Annotated in this window: 17 protein-coding genes and 1 tRNA gene; 5 read left to right on the forward strand and 13 right to left on the reverse strand. The window is 72.1% G+C overall.

All coding sequences use genetic code 11. The features are described from left to right. Window positions 1-250: 250 nt before the first annotated feature. From ABT324_RS04825 to eno, 3 genes are read right to left on the reverse strand one after another with little or no spacing between them, the layout of a single operon-like run. On the reverse strand, window positions 251-751 hold the full coding sequence (locus ABT324_RS04825; RefSeq protein ID WP_351171810.1) for a DUF501 domain-containing protein: 501 nt from the start codon (window positions 749-751) through the stop codon (window positions 251-253). Window positions 752-753: 2 nt separating this feature from the next. Then, window positions 754-1,287 (reverse strand): FtsB family cell division protein, encoded by a 534-nt coding sequence (locus ABT324_RS04830; RefSeq protein ID WP_351171687.1) that lies wholly within the window; start codon window positions 1,285-1,287, stop codon window positions 754-756. 3 nt (window positions 1,288-1,290) lie between these two features. Beyond that, entirely contained in the window at window positions 1,291-2,577 is a 1,287-nt protein-coding gene (gene eno, locus ABT324_RS04835) for a phosphopyruvate hydratase (protein ID WP_351171690.1), read from the reverse strand. A 273-nt stretch (window positions 2,578-2,850) separates the two neighbouring features. Here eno and ABT324_RS04840 point away from each other — a divergent pair, with 273 nt between their 5' ends. After that, window positions 2,851-3,225 carry a tetratricopeptide repeat protein gene (locus ABT324_RS04840; protein ID WP_351171693.1) on the forward strand — a complete coding sequence of 125 codons (375 nt, stop codon included), beginning with the start codon at window positions 2,851-2,853 and terminating at the stop codon, window positions 3,223-3,225. A gap of 9 nt (window positions 3,226-3,234) precedes the next feature. Here ABT324_RS04840 and ABT324_RS04845 read toward each other — a convergent pair whose 3' ends face one another. The 6 genes from ABT324_RS04845 to ABT324_RS04870 form a co-directional block, all read right to left on the reverse strand. Continuing rightward, complete coding sequence (locus tag ABT324_RS04845) at window positions 3,235-4,059, reverse strand: lytic transglycosylase domain-containing protein (RefSeq protein WP_351171696.1); 825 nt, start codon at window positions 4,057-4,059, stop codon at window positions 3,235-3,237. A 190-nt stretch (window positions 4,060-4,249) separates the two neighbouring features. Further along, a complete protein-coding gene (locus ABT324_RS04850) occupies window positions 4,250-5,020 on the reverse strand; it encodes a lytic transglycosylase domain-containing protein (RefSeq protein ID WP_351171699.1) in 771 nt (256 codons plus the stop codon). 114 nt (window positions 5,021-5,134) lie between these two features. After that, window positions 5,135-6,145, reverse strand: a complete 1,011-nt coding sequence (locus ABT324_RS04855; protein ID WP_351171702.1) for a nucleoside triphosphate pyrophosphohydrolase — start codon at window positions 6,143-6,145, stop codon at window positions 5,135-5,137. Between the two features lie 71 nt (window positions 6,146-6,216). Continuing rightward, window positions 6,217-7,152, reverse strand: coding sequence for a SurA N-terminal domain-containing protein (locus ABT324_RS04860; protein WP_351171705.1), 936 nt, complete (start codon window positions 7,150-7,152; stop codon window positions 6,217-6,219). 133 nt (window positions 7,153-7,285) lie between these two features. Continuing rightward, window positions 7,286-7,837 carry an AMIN-like domain-containing (lipo)protein gene (locus ABT324_RS04865; RefSeq protein WP_351171709.1) on the reverse strand — a complete coding sequence of 184 codons (552 nt, stop codon included), beginning with the start codon at window positions 7,835-7,837 and terminating at the stop codon, window positions 7,286-7,288. Between the two features lie 118 nt (window positions 7,838-7,955). Then, window positions 7,956-8,582 carry a TetR/AcrR family transcriptional regulator gene (locus ABT324_RS04870; RefSeq protein WP_351171712.1) on the reverse strand — a complete coding sequence of 209 codons (627 nt, stop codon included), beginning with the start codon at window positions 8,580-8,582 and terminating at the stop codon, window positions 7,956-7,958. A gap of 124 nt (window positions 8,583-8,706) precedes the next feature. Here ABT324_RS04870 and ABT324_RS04875 point away from each other — a divergent pair, with 124 nt between their 5' ends. Beyond that, entirely contained in the window at window positions 8,707-9,915 is a 1,209-nt protein-coding gene (locus ABT324_RS04875) for a cytochrome P450 (protein ID WP_351171715.1), read from the forward strand. Window positions 9,916-10,019: 104 nt separating this feature from the next. Here the strand turns inward: ABT324_RS04875 and ABT324_RS04880 are convergent, their stop codons facing one another. After that, window positions 10,020-11,714 (reverse strand): BCCT family transporter, encoded by a 1,695-nt coding sequence (locus ABT324_RS04880; protein ID WP_351171718.1) that lies wholly within the window; start codon window positions 11,712-11,714, stop codon window positions 10,020-10,022. 197 nt (window positions 11,715-11,911) lie between these two features. Then, complete coding sequence (gene mfd / locus ABT324_RS04885) at window positions 11,912-15,508, reverse strand: transcription-repair coupling factor (protein ID WP_351171721.1); 3,597 nt, start codon at window positions 15,506-15,508, stop codon at window positions 11,912-11,914. Between the two features lie 165 nt (window positions 15,509-15,673). On the opposite strand from mfd, the gene ABT324_RS04890 reads away from it, so the two are divergent. After that, entirely contained in the window at window positions 15,674-16,858 is a 1,185-nt protein-coding gene (locus ABT324_RS04890) for a PQQ-dependent sugar dehydrogenase (RefSeq protein ID WP_351171724.1), read from the forward strand. 103 nt (window positions 16,859-16,961) lie between these two features. Here ABT324_RS04890 and ABT324_RS04895 read toward each other — a convergent pair whose 3' ends face one another. Together ABT324_RS04895 and ABT324_RS04900 are read right to left on the reverse strand one after the other, a co-directional pair. Next, window positions 16,962-17,555, reverse strand: coding sequence for a TetR family transcriptional regulator (locus ABT324_RS04895; RefSeq protein ID WP_351171727.1), 594 nt, complete (start codon window positions 17,553-17,555; stop codon window positions 16,962-16,964). A 219-nt stretch (window positions 17,556-17,774) separates the two neighbouring features. Next, window positions 17,775-18,737 (reverse strand): acyl-CoA desaturase, encoded by a 963-nt coding sequence (locus ABT324_RS04900; protein ID WP_351171730.1) that lies wholly within the window; start codon window positions 18,735-18,737, stop codon window positions 17,775-17,777. A gap of 417 nt (window positions 18,738-19,154) precedes the next feature. On the opposite strand from ABT324_RS04900, the gene ABT324_RS04905 reads away from it, so the two are divergent. Continuing rightward, window positions 19,155-19,225: transfer RNA gene (locus ABT324_RS04905), tRNA-Gln, on the forward strand. Between the two features lie 59 nt (window positions 19,226-19,284). After that, the gene (locus ABT324_RS04910) at window positions 19,285-21,042 is read left to right on the forward strand and encodes a GGDEF domain-containing protein (protein ID WP_502949693.1); all 1,758 of its coding nucleotides are present in this window, start codon (window positions 19,285-19,287) and stop codon (window positions 21,040-21,042) included. Window positions 21,043-21,190 lie beyond the last annotated feature (148 nt).

Below are 21,190 nucleotides of genomic sequence, written 5' to 3' on the forward strand. Positions count from 1 at the left end.
ACAGCCCCCAGCACCAGATCGTGAGATGAGTGACGGGCTCGCGAACCAGCACACCTCCCCCCTCCACTGGAGGCAGCGTTTGTGCAGGTCAGGGGTCGTGAGTGCGAAACGGTGCCAGAACACTGTTACGCACTCACGACGCCGAGGTCACCTCGCAGGGGATTTGGTCGCTTGATCCGTTGGGGTGCGGGATCGCGGAGCGGGCGCCGGGAGGGACGACCTGCCCCTGGGAGGTTGGTGGCGTTCTGGGTCAGCGGTTGAGGAGGTGGCGGTGTTCTGGCCAGCGGTCGGCGATCAGGGCGATCGCCTCGTCGCCGAAGGGGTTCACACCGGGGCCCTTGGCCAGGGCGTGGGCGATGTGGACGTGCAGGCACTTCACCCGGTCCGGCATGCCGCCCGCGCTGACGTCGGTGCCCAGGGACTCCAGCTCGTCGCGCTCCGCCAGGTAGGACTCGTGGGCGCGGCGGTACTGAGCCGCCAGGTCCTCGTCGGTGGCCAGGCGGTCCTGCATCTCGCGCATCAGGCCCTCCGCCTCGAAGGTCGAGGCGTGCGCGACCAGCTGCGGCGCGGTCAGGTAGTACAGGGTCGGGAACGGGGTGCCGTCCTCCAGCCGCGGCCAGGTCTGCACCACCGTCGGTTCACCGGCCGCGTCGCGGGCCGCGATCGCGCGCAGGCCGCGCGGCGGACGGCCGAGCTGCCGGCGGACGCATTCCCGATCGGCGTCGCTGATCACCGGCGCACCCGAGTTCAACGTCAAGATCCCTTCCCCGTGACCGAATTCCAGAGCTCTTCGTACCACGGCAGCCCGTCGTCGGCGGACTCCGCAGGTGGTGGTGGCGCGACCGGCGCGGTCGGCACCTCCACGATGTAGGGCGTCTCCCCCGGCCGGACGTAGCCGAGCCGGGCCCGGGCCTCGGCCTCCAGCTGGGCCGGGTCGGAGAGCTCCTCCTTGCGCTTCTCCAGCTCGCTGACCTGCTGCGCCAGCGCGGCCCGCTGCTGGTCCTGCGCCTCCAGCTCGGCCCGCTGGCTCAGGTAGGTGCGCAGCGGCACCGAGACGCTCAGCGCCATCACGCAGAACAGCATCGCCAGGCCAGCGGCCCGCCGGGTCGAGGAGAGCTTGAAAGCACCCCCGGTGCTCGACCTCGGGCGGGACCGGGACGACGACTGCCGCCCCGGCCGCTTGCCCGACGTCGCGCCGGTCTTGCGGCGGGCGCGCTCGGCCCGGCGCTGCGCCGGGGTGTCCCCCTGGCGGCGCCGCCGCGGTTCCGATGCGCGCCCGACCGGCACGGCTCAGCTCTCCGGGGTGAACCGCGGGAACGCCAGCTCGCCCGCGTACCGGGCCGCCTCACCGAGGGCCTCCTCGATGCGCAGCAGCTGGTTGTACTTGGCGACCCGCTCGCTGCGCGCCGGGGCACCGGTCTTGATCTGGCCGCAGCCGGTGGCCACCGCCAGGTCGGCGATCGTGGTGTCCTCAGTCTCGCCGGAGCGGTGGCTCATCATGCTCTTGTAGCCGCACGAGGTCGCCAGGTTGACCGCGTCCAGGGTCTCCGACAGGGTGCCGATCTGGTTGACCTTGACCAGCAGCGCGTTGGCCGCGCCCCGCGAGATGCCCTCGTCCAGGCGCTCCGGGTTGGTCACGAACAGGTCGTCGCCGACCAGCTGGACCTGGTCGCCGACCTGCTCGGTCAGGCTGGCCCAGCCGTCCCAGTCGTCCTCGGACAGCGGGTCCTCGACGGAGACCAGCGGGTAGGCGCCGATGAGCTCCTTGTAGTAGTCCGCCATCTGGTCCGCGGTCCGCTTGGCGCCCTCGAAGGCATAGGTGCCGTCGGCGAAGAACTCGGTGGCGGCGACGTCCAGCGCCAGCACGATGTCGCGGCCCAGCTTGTACCCGGCCTTCTCCACCGCGGAGGCGATCAGGTCCAGCGCCTCGCGGTTGTTCGGCAGGTCGGGGGCGAACCCGCCCTCGTCGCCGAGACCGGTGGCCAGGCCCTTGGCCTTGAGCACCGACTTGAGCGCGTGGTAGGTCTCCGCGCCCCAGCGCAGCGCCTCGGAGAAGGTGTCCGCGCCGATCGGCGCGATCATGAACTCCTGGATGTCGACGCCGGTGTCGGCGTGCGCACCACCGTTGAGGATGTTCATCATCGGCACCGGCAGCACGTGCGCGTTCGGCCCGCCGACGTAGCGGAACAGCTCCAGCCCGGAGGTCTCCGCAGCGGCCTTGGCCGTCGCCAGCGAGACGCCGAGGATCGCGTTGGCACCCAGCCGGGACTTGTCCGGGGTGCCGTCCAGGTCGACCAGCTTCTGGTCGACGACGCGCTGCTCGGTGGCGTCCAACCCGACCAGTTCCGGCCCGATCTCGTCCAGCACCGCCGCGACCGCGTTCTCCACGCCCTTGCCGCCGTAGCGCCCGGCGTCGCCGTCGCGCAGCTCGACGGCCTCGTGCTCGCCGGTCGAAGCGCCCGAGGGGACCGCGGCGCGGCTGAGCGTGCCGTCCTCCAATGCCACCTCGACCTCGACGGTGGGGTTACCGCGGGAGTCCAGGATCTCGCGGGCACCGACCTGCTCGATGATCGCCACGTGTGCTCCTAACCAGCTTTTGAACTATGGACGAAGCGGGCCGCCCCGGCGTTCCCGCGCGCGGCGAAACCGGCCGAACGCCCGACGACCGCCTACGAGCCTAACCGGGTCGCTAGCACGGCCGCCGGAGACTCGCACGCCTCGCGGCGGAGGCGCCCGTTCCGCCCCCGTCCGGCCACCCGCCGTTCGACCGCCGTTCGCTCTGCGTGGCCACCAAGACCATCCGGACGGACGTCTCGGAACACCCCACCGGCACGTAACGTTGTGTCCGCCATGACGACCGAAGGCACCGTCGCAGCGTTCCGCCGAGCGGAGGAACTGCTCGCGCAACGCCGTCCGCTCGAGGCGCTCCACGTCCTCGAGCCCGTGCTCGACGTCGACGCCGACAAGCCGAGCGTCCAACTGCTGCTCGGCCGCGCGTACTACTTCTCCGCCCAGCTGCGCCGCGCGGAGCGCGCCTTCCTCCGGGTGCTGGACTTCGACCCGTCAGACCACTACGCGCGGCTCGTGCTGGGCCGCACCCTGCAGCGCTTGGGGCGCCTCCACGAGGCACGCGCCCAGCTCAGGTTGGCCGCGATGATGCACCCGTCCCCTGCCTACCAGGAGGCCCTCGGGGAGATCAACGCGCACATCGCCACCCGCGGCTGAGCTCCGGCTTCAGCGGCGGCGGTTGCCCGCTTCGGCGTAGGACTCGGCGAGCGCAAAGACTTTCTGGGCGTACTCCACCGAGTTGTTGTAGGACATCACCCCGCTCCACCAGCCAGCGCCGGTGGTCATGTCGCGCCCACCGGCGCAGAGGTAGCGGGCGGCCGACACCGCGGCGTCGTCCAGGTTCTGCGGGTCGCCGATCCCGTCGCCGCTGCCGTCGGTGGCCCACCGCCGCCAGGTCGACGGGATGAACTGCATCGGACCGACTGCCCGGTCGTGCACCGGGTCTTCGTCGAGCCTGCCGCCGTCGGTGTCCGGGATCTGGCGGATGCCGGGCGCGCCGTTGAGCGGCACGCCGGTGATCGGGGTGGACGGTCGGCCGTCCTCGCGCAGGATCCGCCCGCCGAAGCGGCCGTGGTTGGACTCGACGCGCCCGATGCCCGCCAACGTCGCCCAGGAGATCCGGCAGCCCGGCTGGTACTCGCGCATCGCCAGGTCGGCGTTGACGTAGGAGACGATCGCGCGCGCCGGGATGTCCACCACCGTCGCGACCTCGTCGGCCCACTTACGCACCGGGTCCACCCCCGACTCCAGCTGGCCCGGGTCGACGCCGGGGATGGCCTCCGGCGGCTCCTCGACCGGCGGTGCGGTCGAACCGGGCAGGACCGGTGCGGGTTCGGGTTCGCGCTCCACCGGCGGTCCCGCCCACGGCGCGGACGGCGGTGCGCCGAGGAGGTTGATCAGGCCGACCCCGGTGACCATCGCGGCGAGCAGCCCGAACGCGGTGGCCAGCCGCCCGAGGGCGGCGAAGACGTCGGAAGTGGTCCTGATCACCCGGCCAGGCTACTCAACGGTAGACCGCCCCCTCCAGCCTCCAACCGATGCCTTCCACTCCCCAGGACACCCGCAGTGCACCCGGAACCGCACTCCCGGGCGTGTCGGGAGCACGACACACCGGAGGGTGTGGACAAGCCCTCCGACCTGGGCCCCACCACCGCGGGCGGCGGGCCCCACGCGGGTGGGACTAGCTGCCGGTGGGGACTTCGGGGATCTCGTGGCTGGTCCTGCCGTAGTGGTCGGCCCAGTCGAGGACTTCCTGGGCGTAGCTGCGGCTCCGGTTGTAGGCGAGCAGCGCGCTCCAGAAGACCTCCGCGTCACGGAGGTCGCCGCCTTCGTCGCACAGGTAGCGGCCTGCCGCGAGGGCCGCGTCGTCGATGTCCTGCGGGTCGGCCACCCCGTCGCCGTCGGCGTCGACCTGCCACTCCGCCCAGGTCGTGGGGAGGAACTGCAGTGGTCCGACCGCGCGGTCCCACTCCACGTCGCCGTCGAGCACGCCGCCGTCGGTGTCCGGGATCCGCATCACGCCGTCGCTGCCGTCCAGCGGTAACCCGATGATCGCCGTGCTGGGGCGGCCGGTCTCGTCCAACCGCGCCCCGCCGTACCTGCCGTGGCTCGACTCGACCGCGCCGATCCCGGCCAGCAGCGTCCAGCTGACCCGGCACCCCGGGGTGGTCTGCTCGAGGTACCGCTGCGCGTAGCCGTAGGCCTGCAGCGCGGCGCGGGGGATGTTGAGCTCGTCGGCCATCGACTCGGACCAGTCGACCAGCTGGTCCTGCGGTCGTTGCGGCGCGGGCTCGCCGGGCGGGTGCAGCTGCACGTCGGGCGGGTCGATGCCGGGGTCCGGCGGGGCGGTCGCCGGGGGCGGTGAGGCCAGCTCGTTGCGCAGCGCCCCGGGGGTGCACGAAGCCACCAGGGTGAGCGCAGGGCACAACAACAGCCAGAGCCGACGCGACACCAAAGTTCCTCCCTCGCGCACCTGGACACTTCAGGGCGTCGAACCCAGCAGACCGCCACCCGTGGTGAACCGCCGTGATCCCGCGTCAGCCGACGCACCAGCGGCAAGTGTGCGTCACGACTCCGAGCGCACCGCGACCGGGTTGGACAAATCAGACAGCAGCGCGCGCCACTCGTCGGCGGTCAGCTCCGCCGGTTCCCGGCCGGACTTCCGCGCGCGCTGCTCGGCCGCGCGGATCCGCTCGGCGAAGGACAGCGCGACCGCGCGCAGCTCGTCCTCCGGGTCGCCACCACCGAGCTTGGCCCGCGCGGCGATGTCGAACAGCGCCTCGCCGGGCGCCGCGCCGCTGGGCAGCGCCTCCGGCGGGATCCCGGCGCGGGCGGCGCGCTGCACCAGCTTCGCGGCGAGGGCCACCGCGGGCTGCGCCAGCGCCACACCATCCACAATGGACTCGCGCTGCTTCTCCTGCTGCTTCAGCTCTTCCCAGCGGGCGTGCTGCGACTCGGAGTCCAGCAGGGCTTCCGCATCGGCGAAGACGTTCGGGTGCCGCGACACGAGCTTGCTGACCAGGCCCGCGGCGACCGCGTCGATGTCGAACGGGTCGGCCGCGTCCTCGGCGGCGACCCGCGCGTGGAACAGCACCTGCAGCAGCACGTCGCCGAGCTCTTCGCGCAGCGCCTCGCGGTCGCCGTCGGCGATGGCGTCGAGCAGCTCGTAGGTCTCCTCGACGAGGTACTTGCGCAGCGTGTCGTGGTCCTGCTCGGCGTCCCACGGGCAGCCGCCCGGCGAGCGCAGGCGGTCCATCACGGTCACCGCGTCCAGCAGCTCCACCCCGGGCGGAGCGGGCGCGCCGATCGTCCGAGCACCGGCGGCGCGCAGCGCCTCGGCGTCCGCGCAGCCCAGGTCACCGACGAAGAGCACGACCGGCTCGCGCGCGGCCTGCGCCAGCAGGTCGGCGGGCGGTTCCGGAGCGCCGAGCGCCTCGCGCGCAGCGGGCGCGAGGCCGGGCTCGGCGTAGGTGGTGGCATGCCGCAGCAGCGGGACCGCCGCGGCAGGCACGACTTCACCGAGGCGGTCGTCCACCAGGACCACCGCCGAACCTTCCGCCACCCGCACCTCGTCCATGCCCCTGATTGTCCCAAGCCCACCTCGTGAGTGGCGATGGTGGTTGCAGCGACCACCGCCACTCACGACCGTCAGGACTGCGGGGCGCCGCCCTGGAAGCGGAAGCCGGTGGTCTCGCCCTCGCTCGGCACCGCCGCGAGGCCCACCGGGTCCCAGACCCCGTAGCGCGGGCTGAGCTGCACCCCGGCGCGGTCGGCCGTCGCGCCGAGCAGGTGCATCCCGAACTGCTGGAGCACCCGGTCGTCCGCGCCGTTGGCCAGCTGGGCCGGTGCGGCGGGGTCGACCCGGCGGTCCTTGATCCGCACGACCAGCCACTGGCCGCTGTTCGGCGTCCGCTCGAAGGCCATCACGGTGCCGGGTTCGGCGCCGAAGAGCGGTGTGGTGGCCGCGAGCTCCAGGGTGTCCACCGGGCGCGCCCGCTGGTCGGCACCGGCGAGCAGCCCGGCCGCCTTGTCCTCGACGACCAGCGCCGCCGCCTCCTGCGGGCCGCGCGCCATCCGCCGGGCCTTCTCCTCCGCCTCCCGGCGGGTGCTGGCCTGGGTGAGGTCGAAGGTGATCGCCAGCCGGTCGATGTACTTGCGCCCCAGCTCCGTGGTCAGCAGCTGGGAGCGGACCATCTCGCCGGCCTCCCGCGGGCCGTAGATCATGCCCTCGGTGGCCGCCTCCGGTCCGCCCAGCTCGTCGACCCGCGCCGCGACCTGCTGGTCGGTGACGGTCAGCCGCTCCTCGCGCGCGGCGCGGTCGATCAGCTCCTGCCGGACCAGCTGCGAGGCCAGCTGCCGCCCGAGGTCGTCGAACGCGCCCTGCTCCCTCGCCTGCGGCTTGATGTCCGGCTGCCGCTCGAAGAGCTCGGTGAACCAGGACTGCACGTCGGTGACCGGGATCCGGGTGTCACCGACGATCGCGGCGGCACCGGCCTGGCTGGGCCCGGAACCGCAACCGGCGAGCAGTAACCCGGCCGCGACGATCGAAGCGAGAAGGCGCCCGTGGCGCGTGCGGGATCTCACAGGCGCACCTTCTCACGAGATCATCCTCGGGTGAAGGGCAACACATCGGCTCGTCCCGCGCAGGCGTCCCGGTGGCGGAACCCCAGCACCCACTTGGCCGCCGGGACCGCTGCTCCGCGCGGGCGGGCCGGCCTCACGAGATGTTGACGACGACCTTCTCGCCCTCGACCGAGACCTCGTAGTCGACGTCGGTGACCAGGCCGACGGTGAGCTCGCCGGTGCCGTGCGAGTTGTCGTTGACCACGGCGCTCGCGACCAGCTCGTGGTCGAAGGTCTCCGGACCCGCCGTGCGGCGCTCGGGGTCGGACACCTCGATGGTGATGTGCAGGAACTTCGCGCCACGCATGCCCTCGACAGGTTCACCGGAGCCGCCCCAGACCGGGGCCTTGCTGGTCAGCTCGTGCTTGACCACCTTGACGCCGTCGACCCCGGACAGTCCGCTGAAGTCGAAGACGACCCGCTCCTGCTCGCCGTGCACGCCAGCGCGGATGTCCGGCTTGTCGGCCGAGACCGGCGCCTGGAAGGTGCCCGCCTGCTCGGAGGTCCCGGACTGCAGGGACTGCACCCGCGGCGCATCCGCGGGGAGCGGGGCTTCCGGTTGCGCGCCTGCCGAGCACCCGGCCACCGCCAGCGCGGACATCGCGATCGATCCGGCCGCCAGGATCAGCTTGCTGCGCGAGAACATCGACAAGACCTTTCAACACGGGGACCTTTCCCACTACAGACGCACTGCGCCGCAACAGGTTCCCACCGGAGGCGAACTGATCTCCGGCACATTTCGAGCCGCACCGGTGATCCTCCGATCACCGCGCCATGTCTGTCCTCAGTGGACTTGCGATGTCGGGCGCGCGGGTGATGAACCGCAGCGCGTCGGCGAGCCGTTCCCGGTGCTCGTCCAGGACGCCCGGGTCGACGCCTCCCGCCGCGATGACCACCAGCTCGTCGGTCGCCGCCCGCAGCGCCGCGCTCACGGCGGCGGCCTGCATGCGGACCTCCAGCGCGTCGTTCGGAACCCCCAGCCGCTCGGCTAGGACGTCGACGAAGGTGGGCTCCGCGCGCTCGCTCAGCACCAGGTACGCCGCGCGCAGCGCGGGCTCGTCGTGCGTCATGCGGATGACGGCGAGGACCGCTTCGATGTCGGACCACGAGGACTCGGGCACCAGCGTGTAGGCCGCGCGCAGGTGCTCGGCCAGCTCCACCTCGGGCGGCCAGCTGCGCAGGACGTCCTGGAAGGCGTCGAGCGTCTTGGTCAGCAGCGGCTCGACGCAGCTCTCCTTGCTGCGGAAGTGGCGCCACAGCGTGCGCTCGGAGACCCCGGCGGCCCGCGCGATCTGCTCGCCCGAGGTCGCCGCGACGCCTTGCTCGCGGAACAGCCGCACCGCGTGGCGGGAGATGTCGAGCCGCTGCTGCTGGCGCTGCTCCTCGCTCACCGGAGGGCGTCCGCGGCGGGGATTCGGCTGGGCCATCAGCACCTCCCACGGATCGAGCGTTGACACACCTTAACCGACCCGAACATTATTGGCAGTGTCTGCCAATAATGATCCAGGAGATGCCATGAGCGTTGCCGCCGAACGCCTGCGACTGCCCTTCCCGCGGCCGAACGTCCTCGACCTCGCCCCGCTCTACGAGGTGCTCCGCCGGGACGCACCGATCACCCCGGTCACCACCCCGGCCGGGGACCCGGCCTGGCTGGTGACCCGCTACGACGAGGTCAAGGCACTGCTCGGCGACAAGCGGTTCGGCCGGTCCCACCCCGAGCCCGAGCGCGCCTCGCGGATCACCACCGCCGCCGTGCAGGACGGCCCCACCGGCAGCTACGAGACCGAGGAGGCCGACCACGCGCGGATGCGGCGACTGCTCACCCCGGCGTTCTCCGCCAAGCGGATGCGGATGCTCTCCCAGCACGTGCAGGACCTCGTCGACGGCTACCTGGACGAGCTGACCGCCGCCCGCGCGACGCCCGAGGACGTCGTCGACCTGCACTCCGGCCTGGCCTTCCCGCTGCCGGTCGCGGTCATCTGCCGCCTGCTGGGCGTGCCCGAGAGCGACCGCGAGCTGTTCCACACCCTGTCCGACCGCATGGCCAGCCCGTCCGACGGGGGCGAGGCGCACCAGGCGCGCGAGGAGTTCAGCCGCTACATGGTGGGGCTCGCCGAGGCCAAGCGCCGCGAACCGGGCGAGGACGTCATCACCGACCTCGTGCGCGCCCAGAGCGCCGACGAGGCGTTCGACTACGGCGAGATGATCCGGCTGTGCGTCGGGCTGCTGTTCGCCGGGCACGAGACCACGGTCAACCGCATCGGGCTGGGCGTGCTGTTCCTGATGACCCGCCCGGAGCAGTGGGCGGCGCTGACCGCCGACCCCGAGGGGCGGGTGGACGCCACCGTCGAGGAGATCATGCGGCTGGGCGCGCCCGGCGACCTCGGCCTGCTGCGCTACGCGCACACCGACGTCGACATCGCGGGCACCACGATCCGCACCGGGGAAGCCGTCATCCTGTCGATCAACTCGGCCAACCGCGACCAGTCCGCCTACGCCGACGCCGAGACCTTCGACCCGGACCGCGCCGAGCGCACCCACCTGGGCTTCGGGCACGGCGCGCACTTCTGCATCGGCGCCAGCCTGGCCCGCACCGAGCTGCGCATCGTCTTCGCCACCCTCGCCCGGCGCCTGCCCGGCATGCGCCTGGCCAAGGGCGTGGACGAGCTGCCGGTGCGCACGACCATCACCGGCGGCGTCGCGGAGCTCCCGGTGACCTGGTGACCAACGTCGTGAGCGGCGATGGTCGTCCTAACCACCACCGCCGCTCACGACCCCACACCCCCACCCTCGTGAGCGGCGATGGTCGCCCCAACCACCACCGCCACTCACGACTTGGGCTCGTCGTCGTCCGCGACCGGGCCCACCTCCAGCTGGAACTCCTCGCCGTGGCGCTCGGTGCCCGCGATGACCGCCTGCTCCAGCACCTGCGCGCCCTTCGCCCCGCGCTGCATCATCGGGTCCTCGCGCAGGTCCTTCATCAGGGCCAGGCACAGCAGCACCATCACCACCGCGAAGGGCGCCGAGGCGAGGAAGGTGAGGTTCTGGATGCCGCTGAGCGCGTCCTCCCCGCCGACGACGAGCATGATCGCGGCCACCGCACCCGTCGCCGCACCCCAGAACACCACCATCCACCGCTTCGGGTCGATCGACCCCCGCTGGGACAGCGTGCCCATCACCACCGAAGCCGCGTCCGCACCGGAGACGAAGAAGATCGCCACCAGGACCATCACCAGCACCGTGGTGACGCCGCTCAGCGGCAGCGTCTCCAGCACCCGGAAGGTCTGCGCCTCCTCACCGCCGCTGCGGTAGACGTCCACGCCGCTCTGCTGGACCTTGATCGCGCTGCCGCCGAAGATCGCGAACCACACCAGGCTGACCACGCTGGGCACCAGGATCACGCCGCCGACGAACTGGCGGATGGTGCGGCCCCGGCTGATGCGGGCGATGAACATGCCGACGAAGGGCGTCCAGGAGATCCACCACGCCCAGTAGAAGATCGTCCAGCTGGACAACCAGTCCAGCATCGGCGCCCCGCCGGTCGCGCCGGAGCGCGACGCCATCGAGCCGAAGTCGCGCAGGTAGACGCCGATCGAGGTGGGCAGCAGATCCAGGATGAACACCGTCGGGCCGACGACGAAGATGAAGACCGCCAGCAGCGCGGCCAGCACCATGTTGATGTTGGACAGCCACTGGATGCCCTTGGCCACGCCGGACACCGCGGAGGCGATGAAGCACACCGTCAGCACCACGATGATCAGCACCAGGATGGTGTTGCCGACCGCACCGATCCACCCGGCCGCCTGCATGCCGCTGCGGATCTGCAACGTGCCCAGGCCGAGCGAGGCGGCCGAACCGAACAGCGTGGCGAACAGCGCGAGGATGTCGATCAGCTTGCCGATCGGTCCCTCCGCCCCGCGCTTGCCGATCAGCGGCGTGAACACCGCGCTGATCAACTGCTTGCGGCCGCGGCGGAAGCTGCAGTAGGCGATGGACAGGCCGACCACCGCGTAGATCGCCCACGGGTGCAGCGTCCAGTGGAACAGCGAGGTGGCCATCGCGGTCTCCACCGCCTGGTCGCTGAGCGGCGGGACCGTGCCCGGCGGCGGCTTTACGAAGTGCGCCAGCGGCTCGGCGACGCCGAAGAACATCAGCCCGATGCCCATGCCCGCGCTGAACATCATCGCGATCCAGGACACGGTGCGGAACTCCGGCTCCTCGTCGTCCTGGCCGAGCGGGATCGCGCCGTAGCGGCTGAACGCCAGCCACAGCGCGAACACCACGAAGCCGGTCGAGGCGAGCACGAAACCCCAGCCGATGTTGGTCACCAGCCACGAGAGCAGCGTGCTGGACACCGTGGCCAGCGAGCTGGTGGAGAACACACCCCAGCCGACGAAGACCACCGTGATGACCGCGGTGACCCCGAACACCAGCAGGTCCGTGCGGCGCGCAGGCGCGAAGGCCTCCGGTGACCGCGGGATGTCCGGGCCGGTGCCGTTCGGTGCAGAGGCCTTCCTGGTCATGATCCGCGCCTCCTCTGGCTGATGCGGAGCCGGATCAACGGTCACGCCACCACCAGATCTCGGCAACTCAAGAGGCTCCGGCAGCAACGTCCAGAGCTGGGGTGGCGGCTCCTTCGCGCCGTTCTCGCCGTTCGCGGGGAGCTGACCGTCGTGCGTGCGCAGCAGTGTTCGAGCACTGTTGCGCGCTCACGACCACATCAGGCCGTGGGGGCTGGGGCTGTGGTGAGGTCGGTGAGGAACTGGGTGCACCAGTCCAGGAGGGCGTCGTCGCGGAGCGGCGGGGCGCCCATGCGGCCACCGGCCGCTCCCTCCGTCGGGCGCGGGACCGACACCGTGCGGACCGCTGGCTTGTAGACCGCCTTCGGGTACAGGCGCTTGAGGCGGACCTGCTTGGAGTCGGCCAGCTCCAGCGGGGCCAACCGCAGCGACGAGCCCTGCAGGGTCACCTCGCGGACCCCGTGCTCCCGGCAGCGCTGCCGGAACCGCGCCACCGCCAGCAGCCGCTCCACCGGCTCCGGCAGCGGGCCGTACCGGTCGACCAGCTCGGCGCGCACCGCCGCCAGCGCGTCCTCGTCGGCCGCCGCGGCGAGCTTGCGGTAGGCCTCCAGGCGCAGCCGCTCACCGGGCACGTAGTCGTGCGGGATGTGCGCGTCGACCGGCAGGTCCACCCGGACCTCGGTGAGCTCCTCCTCCGCCTCGCCGGGCTCGGCCCCGGCGTGCCTGCGGAACGCCTCCACCGCCTCGCCGACCAACCGGACGTACAGGTCGAAGCCCACGCCCGCGATGTGCCCGGACTGCTCGGCGCCGAGGATGTTGCCCGCGCCGCGGATCTCCAGGTCCTTCATCGCCACCGCCATGCCAGCGCCCAGCTCGGAGTTCTGCGCGATGGTCGCCAGCCGGTCGTGCGCGGTGTCGGTCAGCGGCTTCTCCGGCGGGTACAGGAAGTAGGCGTAGCCGCGCTCCCGCGCGCGCCCGACCCGGCCGCGCAGCTGGTGCAGCTGGGCCAGGCCGAGCATGTCCGAGCGGTCCACGATCAGCGTGTTGGCGTTGGAGATGTCCAGGCCCGTCTCCACGATCGTGGTGCACACCAGCACGTCGTGCTCGCGCTCCCAGAACCCCTGGATGATCTTCTCCAGCCGGTCCTCGTTCATCTGCCCGTGCGCGGTGACGATCCGCGCCTCCGGCACCAGCTCGCGCAGCTGCCGCGCCACCTTCTCGATGTCGTTCACCCGGTTGTGCACGAAGAACACCTGGCCGTCGCGCAGCAGCTCGCGGCGGATCGCGGCCGCGACCTGCTTCTGGTCGTAGGCGCCGACGTAGGTCAGGATCGGGTGCCGCTCCTCCGGCGGGGTGAGGATGGTCGACATCTCGCGGATGCCCGCCATGCTCATCTCCAGCGTCCGCGGGATCGGCGTCGCGGACATGGTCAGCACGTCCACGTGCGTGCGCAGGGCCTTGATGTGCTCCTTGTGCTCGACGCCGAAGCGCTGCTCCTCGTCGACGATCACCAGCCCCAGGTCCTTGTAGCGGATGCCGGTCTGCAGCAGCCGGTGGGTGCCGATCACGATGTCGACCGCGCCGTCGGCCAGGCCCTGGGTGGTCTGCTCCGACTCCATCGGATCGGTGAACCGGGAGAGGCCCTTGATGGTCACCGGGAACGAGCGCATCCGGTCGGTGAAGGTGTTCAGGTGCTGCTGGGCGAGCAGCGTGGTCGGCACCAGCACGGCGACCTGCTTGCCGTCCTGCACCGCCTTGAACGCCGCGCGCACCGCGATCTCGGTCTTGCCGTAGCCGACGTCGCCGCAGATCACCCGGTCCATCGGCACCGGCCGCTGCATGTCCGCCTTGACCTCGTCGATGGCGGCCAGCTGGTCGCCGGTCTCGGTGTAGGGGAAGGCGTCCTCCAGCTCCCGCTGCCACGGCGTGTCCGGGCCGAAGGCGTGCCCCGGCGAGGACTGCCGGGCGGCGTAGAGCTGCACCAGCTCCGCGGCGATCTCCTTGACCGCCTTGCGGGCCTTGGCCTTGGTGTTCTTCCAGTCCGAGCCGCCGAGCTTGTTCAGCGCCGGGGTCTCGCCGCCGACGTAGCGGCTGACCTCGTCGAGCTGGTCGGTGGGCACGAACAGCCGGTCGCCGGGCTGGCCGCGCTTGCTCGCCGCGTACTCCAGCACCAGGTACTCGCGGGTGGCGCCGCCGACGGTGCGCTGCACCATCTCCACGTACTTGCCGATGCCGTGCTGCTCGTGCACCACGAAGTCACCGGTCTTGAGCGCCAGCGGGTCGACGGCGTTGCGCCGCCGCGACGGCATCCGCCGCATGTCCCGGGTGGACGTCCCGCCGCGACCGCCGGTCAGGTCGGCCTCGGTGAGCACCACCAGCGCGATGCTCGGCGCGGCGAAGCCGTCCTCCAGGCCGCCGCGCACCACCGTGACGATCCCGGGCTCCGGCTCGGCCTCGAGCCCCTCCTCGGCCAGCCGCGCGGGCAGCTCGGCCTCGCGCAGCTGCTGCACGGCGCGCTGCGCGGTGCCCGCGCCCGCCACCACCAGCAGCGCCGCGCCGCCTGAGGCGGTGTGCGCGCGCAGGTCCGCGAAGGCCCGCTCGATCTCACCGCGGTAGGCGTCCACCTGCTTGAGGACCAGGCGGACGACCTCGTCGTCGTCCTCGCCCTCCTCGCTGGTCAACTGGGTCAGCGGCCACCACGGCAGGCCGATCGAGACCGTGTGCTCGGCGACCTCGGCCAGGCTGCGGTAGGCCGACGCGCCGAGGTCGATCGGCGCCTTGCCGCCGTCCGCGGCGACCATCCAGGACGCCTCCAGGAACTCCTGGCCGGTGCGCACCAGGTCCGCGGCGCGGGCGTGGATCTTCTCCGGATCGGCCAGCAGCACGTGCGTGCCGGTGGGCAGCAGGTCCGTCAGCAGCTGCATCTCGCCTTCGCACAGCGCCGGGATCAGCGCCTCCATGCCCTCCACCGGGGCCCCACCCGCGATCTTGCCGAGCATCTCCGCGAGGTGGGTGTCGGTCTGGTGCTGCTCGGCGAGCTTGGCGGCGCGCTCCGCCACCTGGTCGTCGATCAGCAGCTCCCGGCAGGCCGGGGCGAACAGCTCGGTGTCCTGCGCGTCCGGCAGCGAGCGCTGGTCGGCCACCGCGAACGGGCGGATCTCGGTGACCTCGTCACCCCAGAACTCCACCCGCAGCGGGTGCTCCTCGGTCGGCGGGAACACGTCGACGATGCCGCCGCGCACCGCGAACTCGCCGCGTTTCTCCACCATGTCAACCCGGTCGTAGGCCAGCTCGGCGAGCCGCGCCACCAGCTCCTCGAAGTCGTGCTCGACGCCGACCGACAGCCGCACCGGGCGCAGCTCCCCCAGACCCGGCGCGATCGGCTGGATCAGGCTGCGCACGGTGGTCACCAGCACCTGGACCGGGCCGTCCGCGTGTTCTTCGGGGTGCGCGAGTCGGCGCAGCACCGACAGCCGCCGCCCCACGGTGTCCGCGCGCGGGGAAAGCCGCTCGTGCGGCAGGGTTTCCCAGGACGGGAACACCGCCACCCCGCCCGGCCCGATCAGGTCGGAGACCGCGGCGGCGGCTTCCTCGGCCTCCCGGCCGGTGGCGGTGACCAGCAGCACCGGGCGGGCGGCTCCGTCGGCGGCGGCCAGCGACGCGGCGGCCAGCGAACGCGCCGCGGCCGGGCCCTCCAGTACCAGGCGCGGACGACCTGCCGCCCCGACCACCTGCTGGAAAGCGGGATCGCGCAGCACGACTTGGAGCAGTCCGCGCAGGGGACCGGCCTGGCTCATGGAGCTACCTCGCAGCAGGGATCGCGAAATGCGGGCACACCCCTGCCCGGGACCAACGCCACGCCGGGAGGGGCGACGGCTCCCAGACTACGACTCAGCCCCGACACGAACACCACGGCCCGACGCGACGTCGTCGCCGTGCGTGTCCGGTGTCACACTGATCCCATGCACGTGCGCCGGTTCGTCGCGTCGGTCCTGGTACTCGCCCTCGCGGGCTGCGGCGCGGACACCGCGAGCCGCCCCACCCCGGCCACCACCGCACCACCGGCACCGGACGCGCAGCTGCGCGTCGAGGTGGTCGCCGAGGGCCTCGAGCACCCCTGGGAGATCGGCTTCCTGCCGGACGGCACCGCCCTGGTCAGCCAGCGGCCCGGGCGGATCGCGCGGCTCGCCGACCACCGCCCCGGCGCGCTGGTGCACCCGGTCCAGGCGGACCTGGGCGACGTGCTGGTGGCCGGGGAGGGCGGGCTGATGGGGCTGCTGGTGCACCCCGACTTCGCCACCGACCGGCAGTTCACCACCTGCCAGACGCACCAGGTGGACGGCAGGGCGGTGGACGTCCGGCTGATCACCTGGCGGCTCGCCGAGGACGGCTCCCGCGCGGACCGGGTCGGCGACCTGCTCACCGGGCTGCCGGTGAACACCAGCGGTCGGCACTCGGGCTGCCGCCTCGCGCTCGCCGCGGACGGTGCGCTGCTGGTGGGCACCGGCGACACCGCACGTCCCGGCGCGTCGCAGGACCGGACCTCGCTGGGCGGCAAGGTGCTGCGGATCGACCTCCACACCGGTGCGCCGCTGCCGGACAACCCCTTCATCGGCGCGCCCGACCCGCGCGAACGGCTGATCTACACGCTGGGACACCGCAACGTCCAGGGCCTCGCGCTGCGCCCGGACGGCCAGGTGTTCAGCGCCGAGCACGGCCCGGACTTCGACGACGAGATCAACCTGCTGCGCCCCGGCGGGAACTACGGCTGGGACCCGTCGCAGGGCGGGGCGGTGCAGTCCTACGACGAGTCGGTCCCGATGACCGACCTGCAGCGCTTCCCGGACGCGGTCCGAGCCGCGTGGTCCTCGGGCAACGGCACCGAGGCGATCTGCTCGGCGACGTTCCTGACCGGCCCGCAGTGGGGCCGCTACGAGGGGATGCTCGCGGTGACCGCGCTCAAGGGCAGCAAGCTCCTGTTGCTCGCGGTGCAACCGGGCGGTGCCGTCTCGGAGGTCCTGATCCCGCCGGAGCTCGACGGCACCTTCGGCCGCCTCCGAGCAGCCCACCAAGGCCCCGACGGCGCCCTGTACCTCTCCACCTCCAACGGCCAGAACGACAAGGTCCTCCGCATCACCACCCCCTGACCCGACGCACCCCGCCGAGCAGGGGAGCGAGCTCCGGGAGGTCGAACTGCGCAACTTCGATGGAGGTCAGGCCGCTGATCTCCATGGGAGTTGCGCAGGGTGGTCACCTGGTGGAGAGGCGGGGTTTGTGCTCCAGGTGGGAAAGGCCGTTCCAGGCGAGGTTGACCAGGTGGGCGGCCACCTCCTCCTTCTTCGGCTTGTGCGCTTCGAGCCACCACTGGCCGGTCAGCGCGACCATCCCCACCAGCGCCTGGCTGTAGAGGGGGGCCAGCTTCGCCTCGTAGCCGCGGGCGCTGAACTGCAGCGCGAGGATGTGCTCGACCTGGCTGGCGATGTCGTTGAGCAGGCTGGAGAAGGTGCCGCTGTTGCTGGCCACCGGCGAGTCCCGGACCAGCACCCGGAAGCCGTCGGTGTTGTTGTCGATGTAGTCCAGCAGCGCCCCGGCCGCCTGCTCCAGCAGGTCCCGCGGGTGCCCGGCGGACAGCGCGGAGACGACCAGGTCCAGCAGGGTGCGCATCTCGCGGTCGACCACGACCGCGTACACGCCCTCCTTGCCGCCGAAGTGCTCGTACACCACGGGTTTGGACACCCCGGCGCGGTGCGCGATCTCCTCGATCGAGGTGCCGTCGAAGCCCTTCTCCGCGAACAGCGCGCGGGCCACGTCGAGCAGCTGCTGCCGACGCTCCTTGCCCGTCATCCGGACCCGCGCGGTGCGCCCCGAAGGCTTCGCTCCCGGTTCGGGCGCGTTCCGCCCGCGTCGCCGTGATACCACTCGCACCACCCTAGGCGGCGAGACCAGCAGCTGTGTGCCGACCCGCGAGACGGAGCGCCGCCCGGCAACCGCCGAACGGGCACTCCCCGGTCCTGACGCGAGCGCGATCGCTCCGAGGCCCGGAGCGATCGCGCAACGCTGGGGTCAGCCCTTGTACTCGGTGGACGTGATTCGCGCGAGTCGCTTCTCGTTGGACCAGCGGACGTTCCAGGCCCAGCCGACCTTCTCGAAGAACCAGATCACCCGGGCCGAGATGTCGAGCTGGCCGCGCAGTACGCCGTGCCGCGCGCAGGTCGGGTCGGCGTGGTGCAGGTTGTGCCAGGACTCGCCGAAGGACAGGATCGCCAGCGGCCAGAAGTTCGCCGCCTTGTCGCGGCTCTTGAACGGCCGCTCACCGATCATGTGGCAGATCGAGTTCACCGACCACGTCACGTGGTGCAGGAACGACGCCCGGACCAGCCCGGCCCAGAAGAACGCGGTGAACGCACCCCACCAGGACCAGGTGACCAGCCCGCCGATCGCCGCGGGCAGCACCAGGCTCAGCGCCGTCCACAGCGGGAACAGCCGGTTGACCTTGACCAGCAGCTCGTCCTTCTGCAGGTCGGGGGCGAAGCGGTCCTGGTTGGTCAGGTCCCGCTCGAACAGCCAGCCCATGTGGGCGTACCAGAAGCCCTTGGCCAGCGCGGCCGGGGAGCTGCCGAAGCGCCACGGCGAGTGCGGGTCGCCCTCGCGGTCGGAGAAGGCGTGGTGGCGGCGGTGGTCGGCGACCCAGGTGATCACCGGGCCCTGCACCGCCATCATGCCGAAGATCGCCAGCGCCACCTTCACCCCGCGCTTGGCCTTGAACGACCCGTGCGTGAAGTAGCGGTGGAACCCGACGGTGACGCCCAGCCCCGAAGCGAAGTAGAAGACCACTGCCAGGACGACGTCGACCCAGCCGAGGCCCCACCCCCAAGCGGCGGGGATCGCCAGCACCAGCGCGGCGAACGGCACCAGGACGAACAGGTACACCGACAGCTGCGCGACCCAGGGCCGGGTGCCCGCGGTCAGCGGCTTCGGTCCGGATTCGGCCTTCGGAGGAGCAACACCCTCGGTTGCTGCGGTCATACTCACTACCTCGAATGGCGTTGGGGAGGTGGGCAAAACAGCGATCAGCGCCGGGCGCCACGGCCCCGCCGCACCTCCACCTACGGGACCGTAACCTACGCCAGCGTAAGTTCTTCGATGCCGAATCGTCACCCCCGGGCGGCAAATTGGCGGCGTGTCGCCCCCGTTCGGGCGTGTCCGGTTCGCCCGCGTTCACCCAATCGGCGTGATCAAGCACGCAACCCGCCGCCGGGGCGGCGCGTCCCACTGCCGTGTTACCCAGCACCGCACCCCGCCAATCGCCAAGCCCGACGCCGGCGCGCTCCGAGTGCCATGTCACGATGTCGGCCGGGCACCACCGCCTGTCGCCCCGGGCCGGTAAGCTCGGGCAGCGGTGCCGGGCGTCACAGATCGGCTCCGCGGGCCGACGACGCCCGATCCGCCGTGGTGTAAAGGCAGCACCTCGGATTTTGGTTCCGATGGTCCAGGTTCGAATCCTGGCGGCGGAGCGAGCGGTCCTCCCGGGTCCGACGCGGCGCGCGGCGACGCGCACCGTCCGGGAGGCAGGGTGAACAGGGGGTGTGCGCCGCTGCGCGACGACACGACCGCCGTGCGCGAAGAACCGGCGACCACGCTGAGCGAGGTGTCCGACGCGTGGTTGGTCGGACGTGCACGCGAACTGAACGCAGTCGGCCAGCACAGCGACCCGGCCGGCCAGCGCAGCACCATCCGCGAGGCCGACAACCTGCTCGCCGAGGCCCAGCGCCGCGGTGAACCCCGGATCGTCGCCCAGCTCCTCCGGCACTGCGCCTCGATGCGGCTGGCCACCCCTGGTCTGGTCGACAGCGCCGACCCGCTGCTCGACGAACTGCTCACCCACTCCCGTCGGCACGGCTTGGACGTGCTGCAGGCCGACGCGCGCGCCCTCCGCGGCCGCCGCGCGCTGCTGGGCGGCAGCGAGGACACCGCGCTGACCGAGATCGCGCACGGGCTGGCGATGCTCGACGAGGAGCTGGTGCCGGACCGCACGCTCGGCCGCCGCTCGTGGGAGCGGCTGCTGGCCACCGCGCTGATCGACATCGGCCTGGTGCTCACCCAGCTCGGCGTCTACGAGATGGCCGACGAGGTGATGGCCCGCGCCCACCAGCGGATCCGGGAGAGCGGCGGCCCGCACGAGATCGCGGTGCACATGATCAACCGGTGCCGGATGCTGCTCGGCTGGGGGCTCCGGCTGGAGCGCATAGGGCAGGACGACGAGGCCGCCGCCCGGTTCGCCACCGCCTCGGCCATCGCCGTGGCCGTCGAGGGCCCCTGGCGCGAGTCGCTGTTCCCCCGCGTGTCCGACCGCCCGGCCGCCGAGCAGATGCCGGTGCTCGGCGCCGCGCACGCGCTCGCGCAGCCGCACGCGGAGCACATCGGGCGCCTCGAAGTGCTGCGCACCCTGGACCGCGCGATCCACCCGCGGGAGAAGATCATCGTGGCGATCGCGCTGTCCCGCTGCCTGACCCACGCCAACCGGGGCGAGCGCGCGGTGCAGGTGCTCTCGGAGACCCGGGCCGAGCTGGACGCCGACACCTCCGAGCCGACGCTGCGCATCTCGCTGGCCCGCGAGTACGCGCACCTGACCGACCTGGACAGCGTCGACGTGCACGAGGCGCTGCGGGAATACGCGCTGGAGCTGGAGACCGAGCTCTGGACGATGCGCCAGGCGCGGCTGTCCACCCTGGTCACCCGGCTGGAGAACTCGCGGCTGAACCACAAGCACGACGCGATCACCCGGCAGGCCCTGCAGGACCCGCTGACCGGCCTGTCCAACCGCCGCGCCCTGGACGACCGGCTGGAAGCACTGCTCAACGAACCCGACGCCGACCCGCTGGCGGTGGCGCTGGTCGACCTCGACGGGTTCAAGGGCGTCAACGACCGCTGCTCGCACGCGGAGGGCGACGACGTGCTGCGCACCGTCGCGGTGACCTTGCGGGACACGCTGCGCACCGACGACTTCGTCGCCCGCTACGGCGGTGACGAGTTCGTCGTGCTGCTGCCCGGCGCGACGCTGGGGGCGGCCGAGGCCGCGCTGCAGCGCGCGGTCGAGGCGGTGGACCGGCTGCCCGCCGAGCTCATCCACGGGGTGACGCTGTCGATCGGTGTCGTGGCGATGCGCCCGCAGGAGTCCGCGGCCCAGGTGCTGGCCCGCGCGGACGCCGCGATGTACCAGGCCAAGCGCGGCGGCGGCAACCGCGTCGCGGCACTGGCGGGCGGTGCGATCCCGCCGCCGGACCGGCCCGCCGAAGATCACTCCGTGTGGATCCCGCCGGACGCCCTCTAATCCGATCGAGTTGCGCACAACGGACGACCCCGACCGCCCGGCTCGACGGAAGGTGCCCGCACCCCGTCCCGCAGAAGAGTGGGACCGATCACCCCACAGCCGCGCGGGACGTGCACCCAAGATCACATTTGCCCAGCTAGGGCCGTAT

It is taken from the genome of Saccharopolyspora sp. NPDC000359, from assembly GCF_040300525.1.
Taxonomy (GTDB): domain Bacteria; phylum Actinomycetota; class Actinomycetes; order Mycobacteriales; family Pseudonocardiaceae; genus Saccharopolyspora.

Excerpts from the sequence above, each read along its gene's own strand:
- ABT324_RS04865 (WP_351171709.1), bottom strand. The coding sequence starts at position 7,837 with ATGTTCTCGCGCAGCAAGCTGATCCTGGCGGCCGGATCGATCGCGATG.
- ABT324_RS04895 (WP_351171727.1), bottom strand. The coding sequence starts at position 17,555 with ATGACGGGCAAGGAGCGTCGGCAGCAGCTGCTCGACGTGGCCCGCGCG.
- ABT324_RS04855 (WP_351171702.1), bottom strand. The coding sequence starts at position 6,145 with ATGGACGAGGTGCGGGTGGCGGAAGGTTCGGCGGTGGTCCTGGTGGAC.
- ABT324_RS04890 (WP_351171724.1), top strand. The coding sequence starts at position 15,674 with ATGCACGTGCGCCGGTTCGTCGCGTCGGTCCTGGTACTCGCCCTCGCG.
- ABT324_RS04880 (WP_351171718.1), bottom strand. The coding sequence starts at position 11,714 with ATGACCAGGAAGGCCTCTGCACCGAACGGCACCGGCCCGGACATCCCG.
- ABT324_RS04875 (WP_351171715.1), top strand. The coding sequence starts at position 8,707 with ATGAGCGTTGCCGCCGAACGCCTGCGACTGCCCTTCCCGCGGCCGAAC.
- mfd (WP_351171721.1), bottom strand. The coding sequence starts at position 15,508 with ATGAGCCAGGCCGGTCCCCTGCGCGGACTGCTCCAAGTCGTGCTGCGC.
- ABT324_RS04900 (WP_351171730.1), bottom strand. The coding sequence starts at position 18,737 with ATGACCGCAGCAACCGAGGGTGTTGCTCCTCCGAAGGCCGAATCCGGA.
- ABT324_RS04840 (WP_351171693.1), top strand. The coding sequence starts at position 2,851 with ATGACGACCGAAGGCACCGTCGCAGCGTTCCGCCGAGCGGAGGAACTG.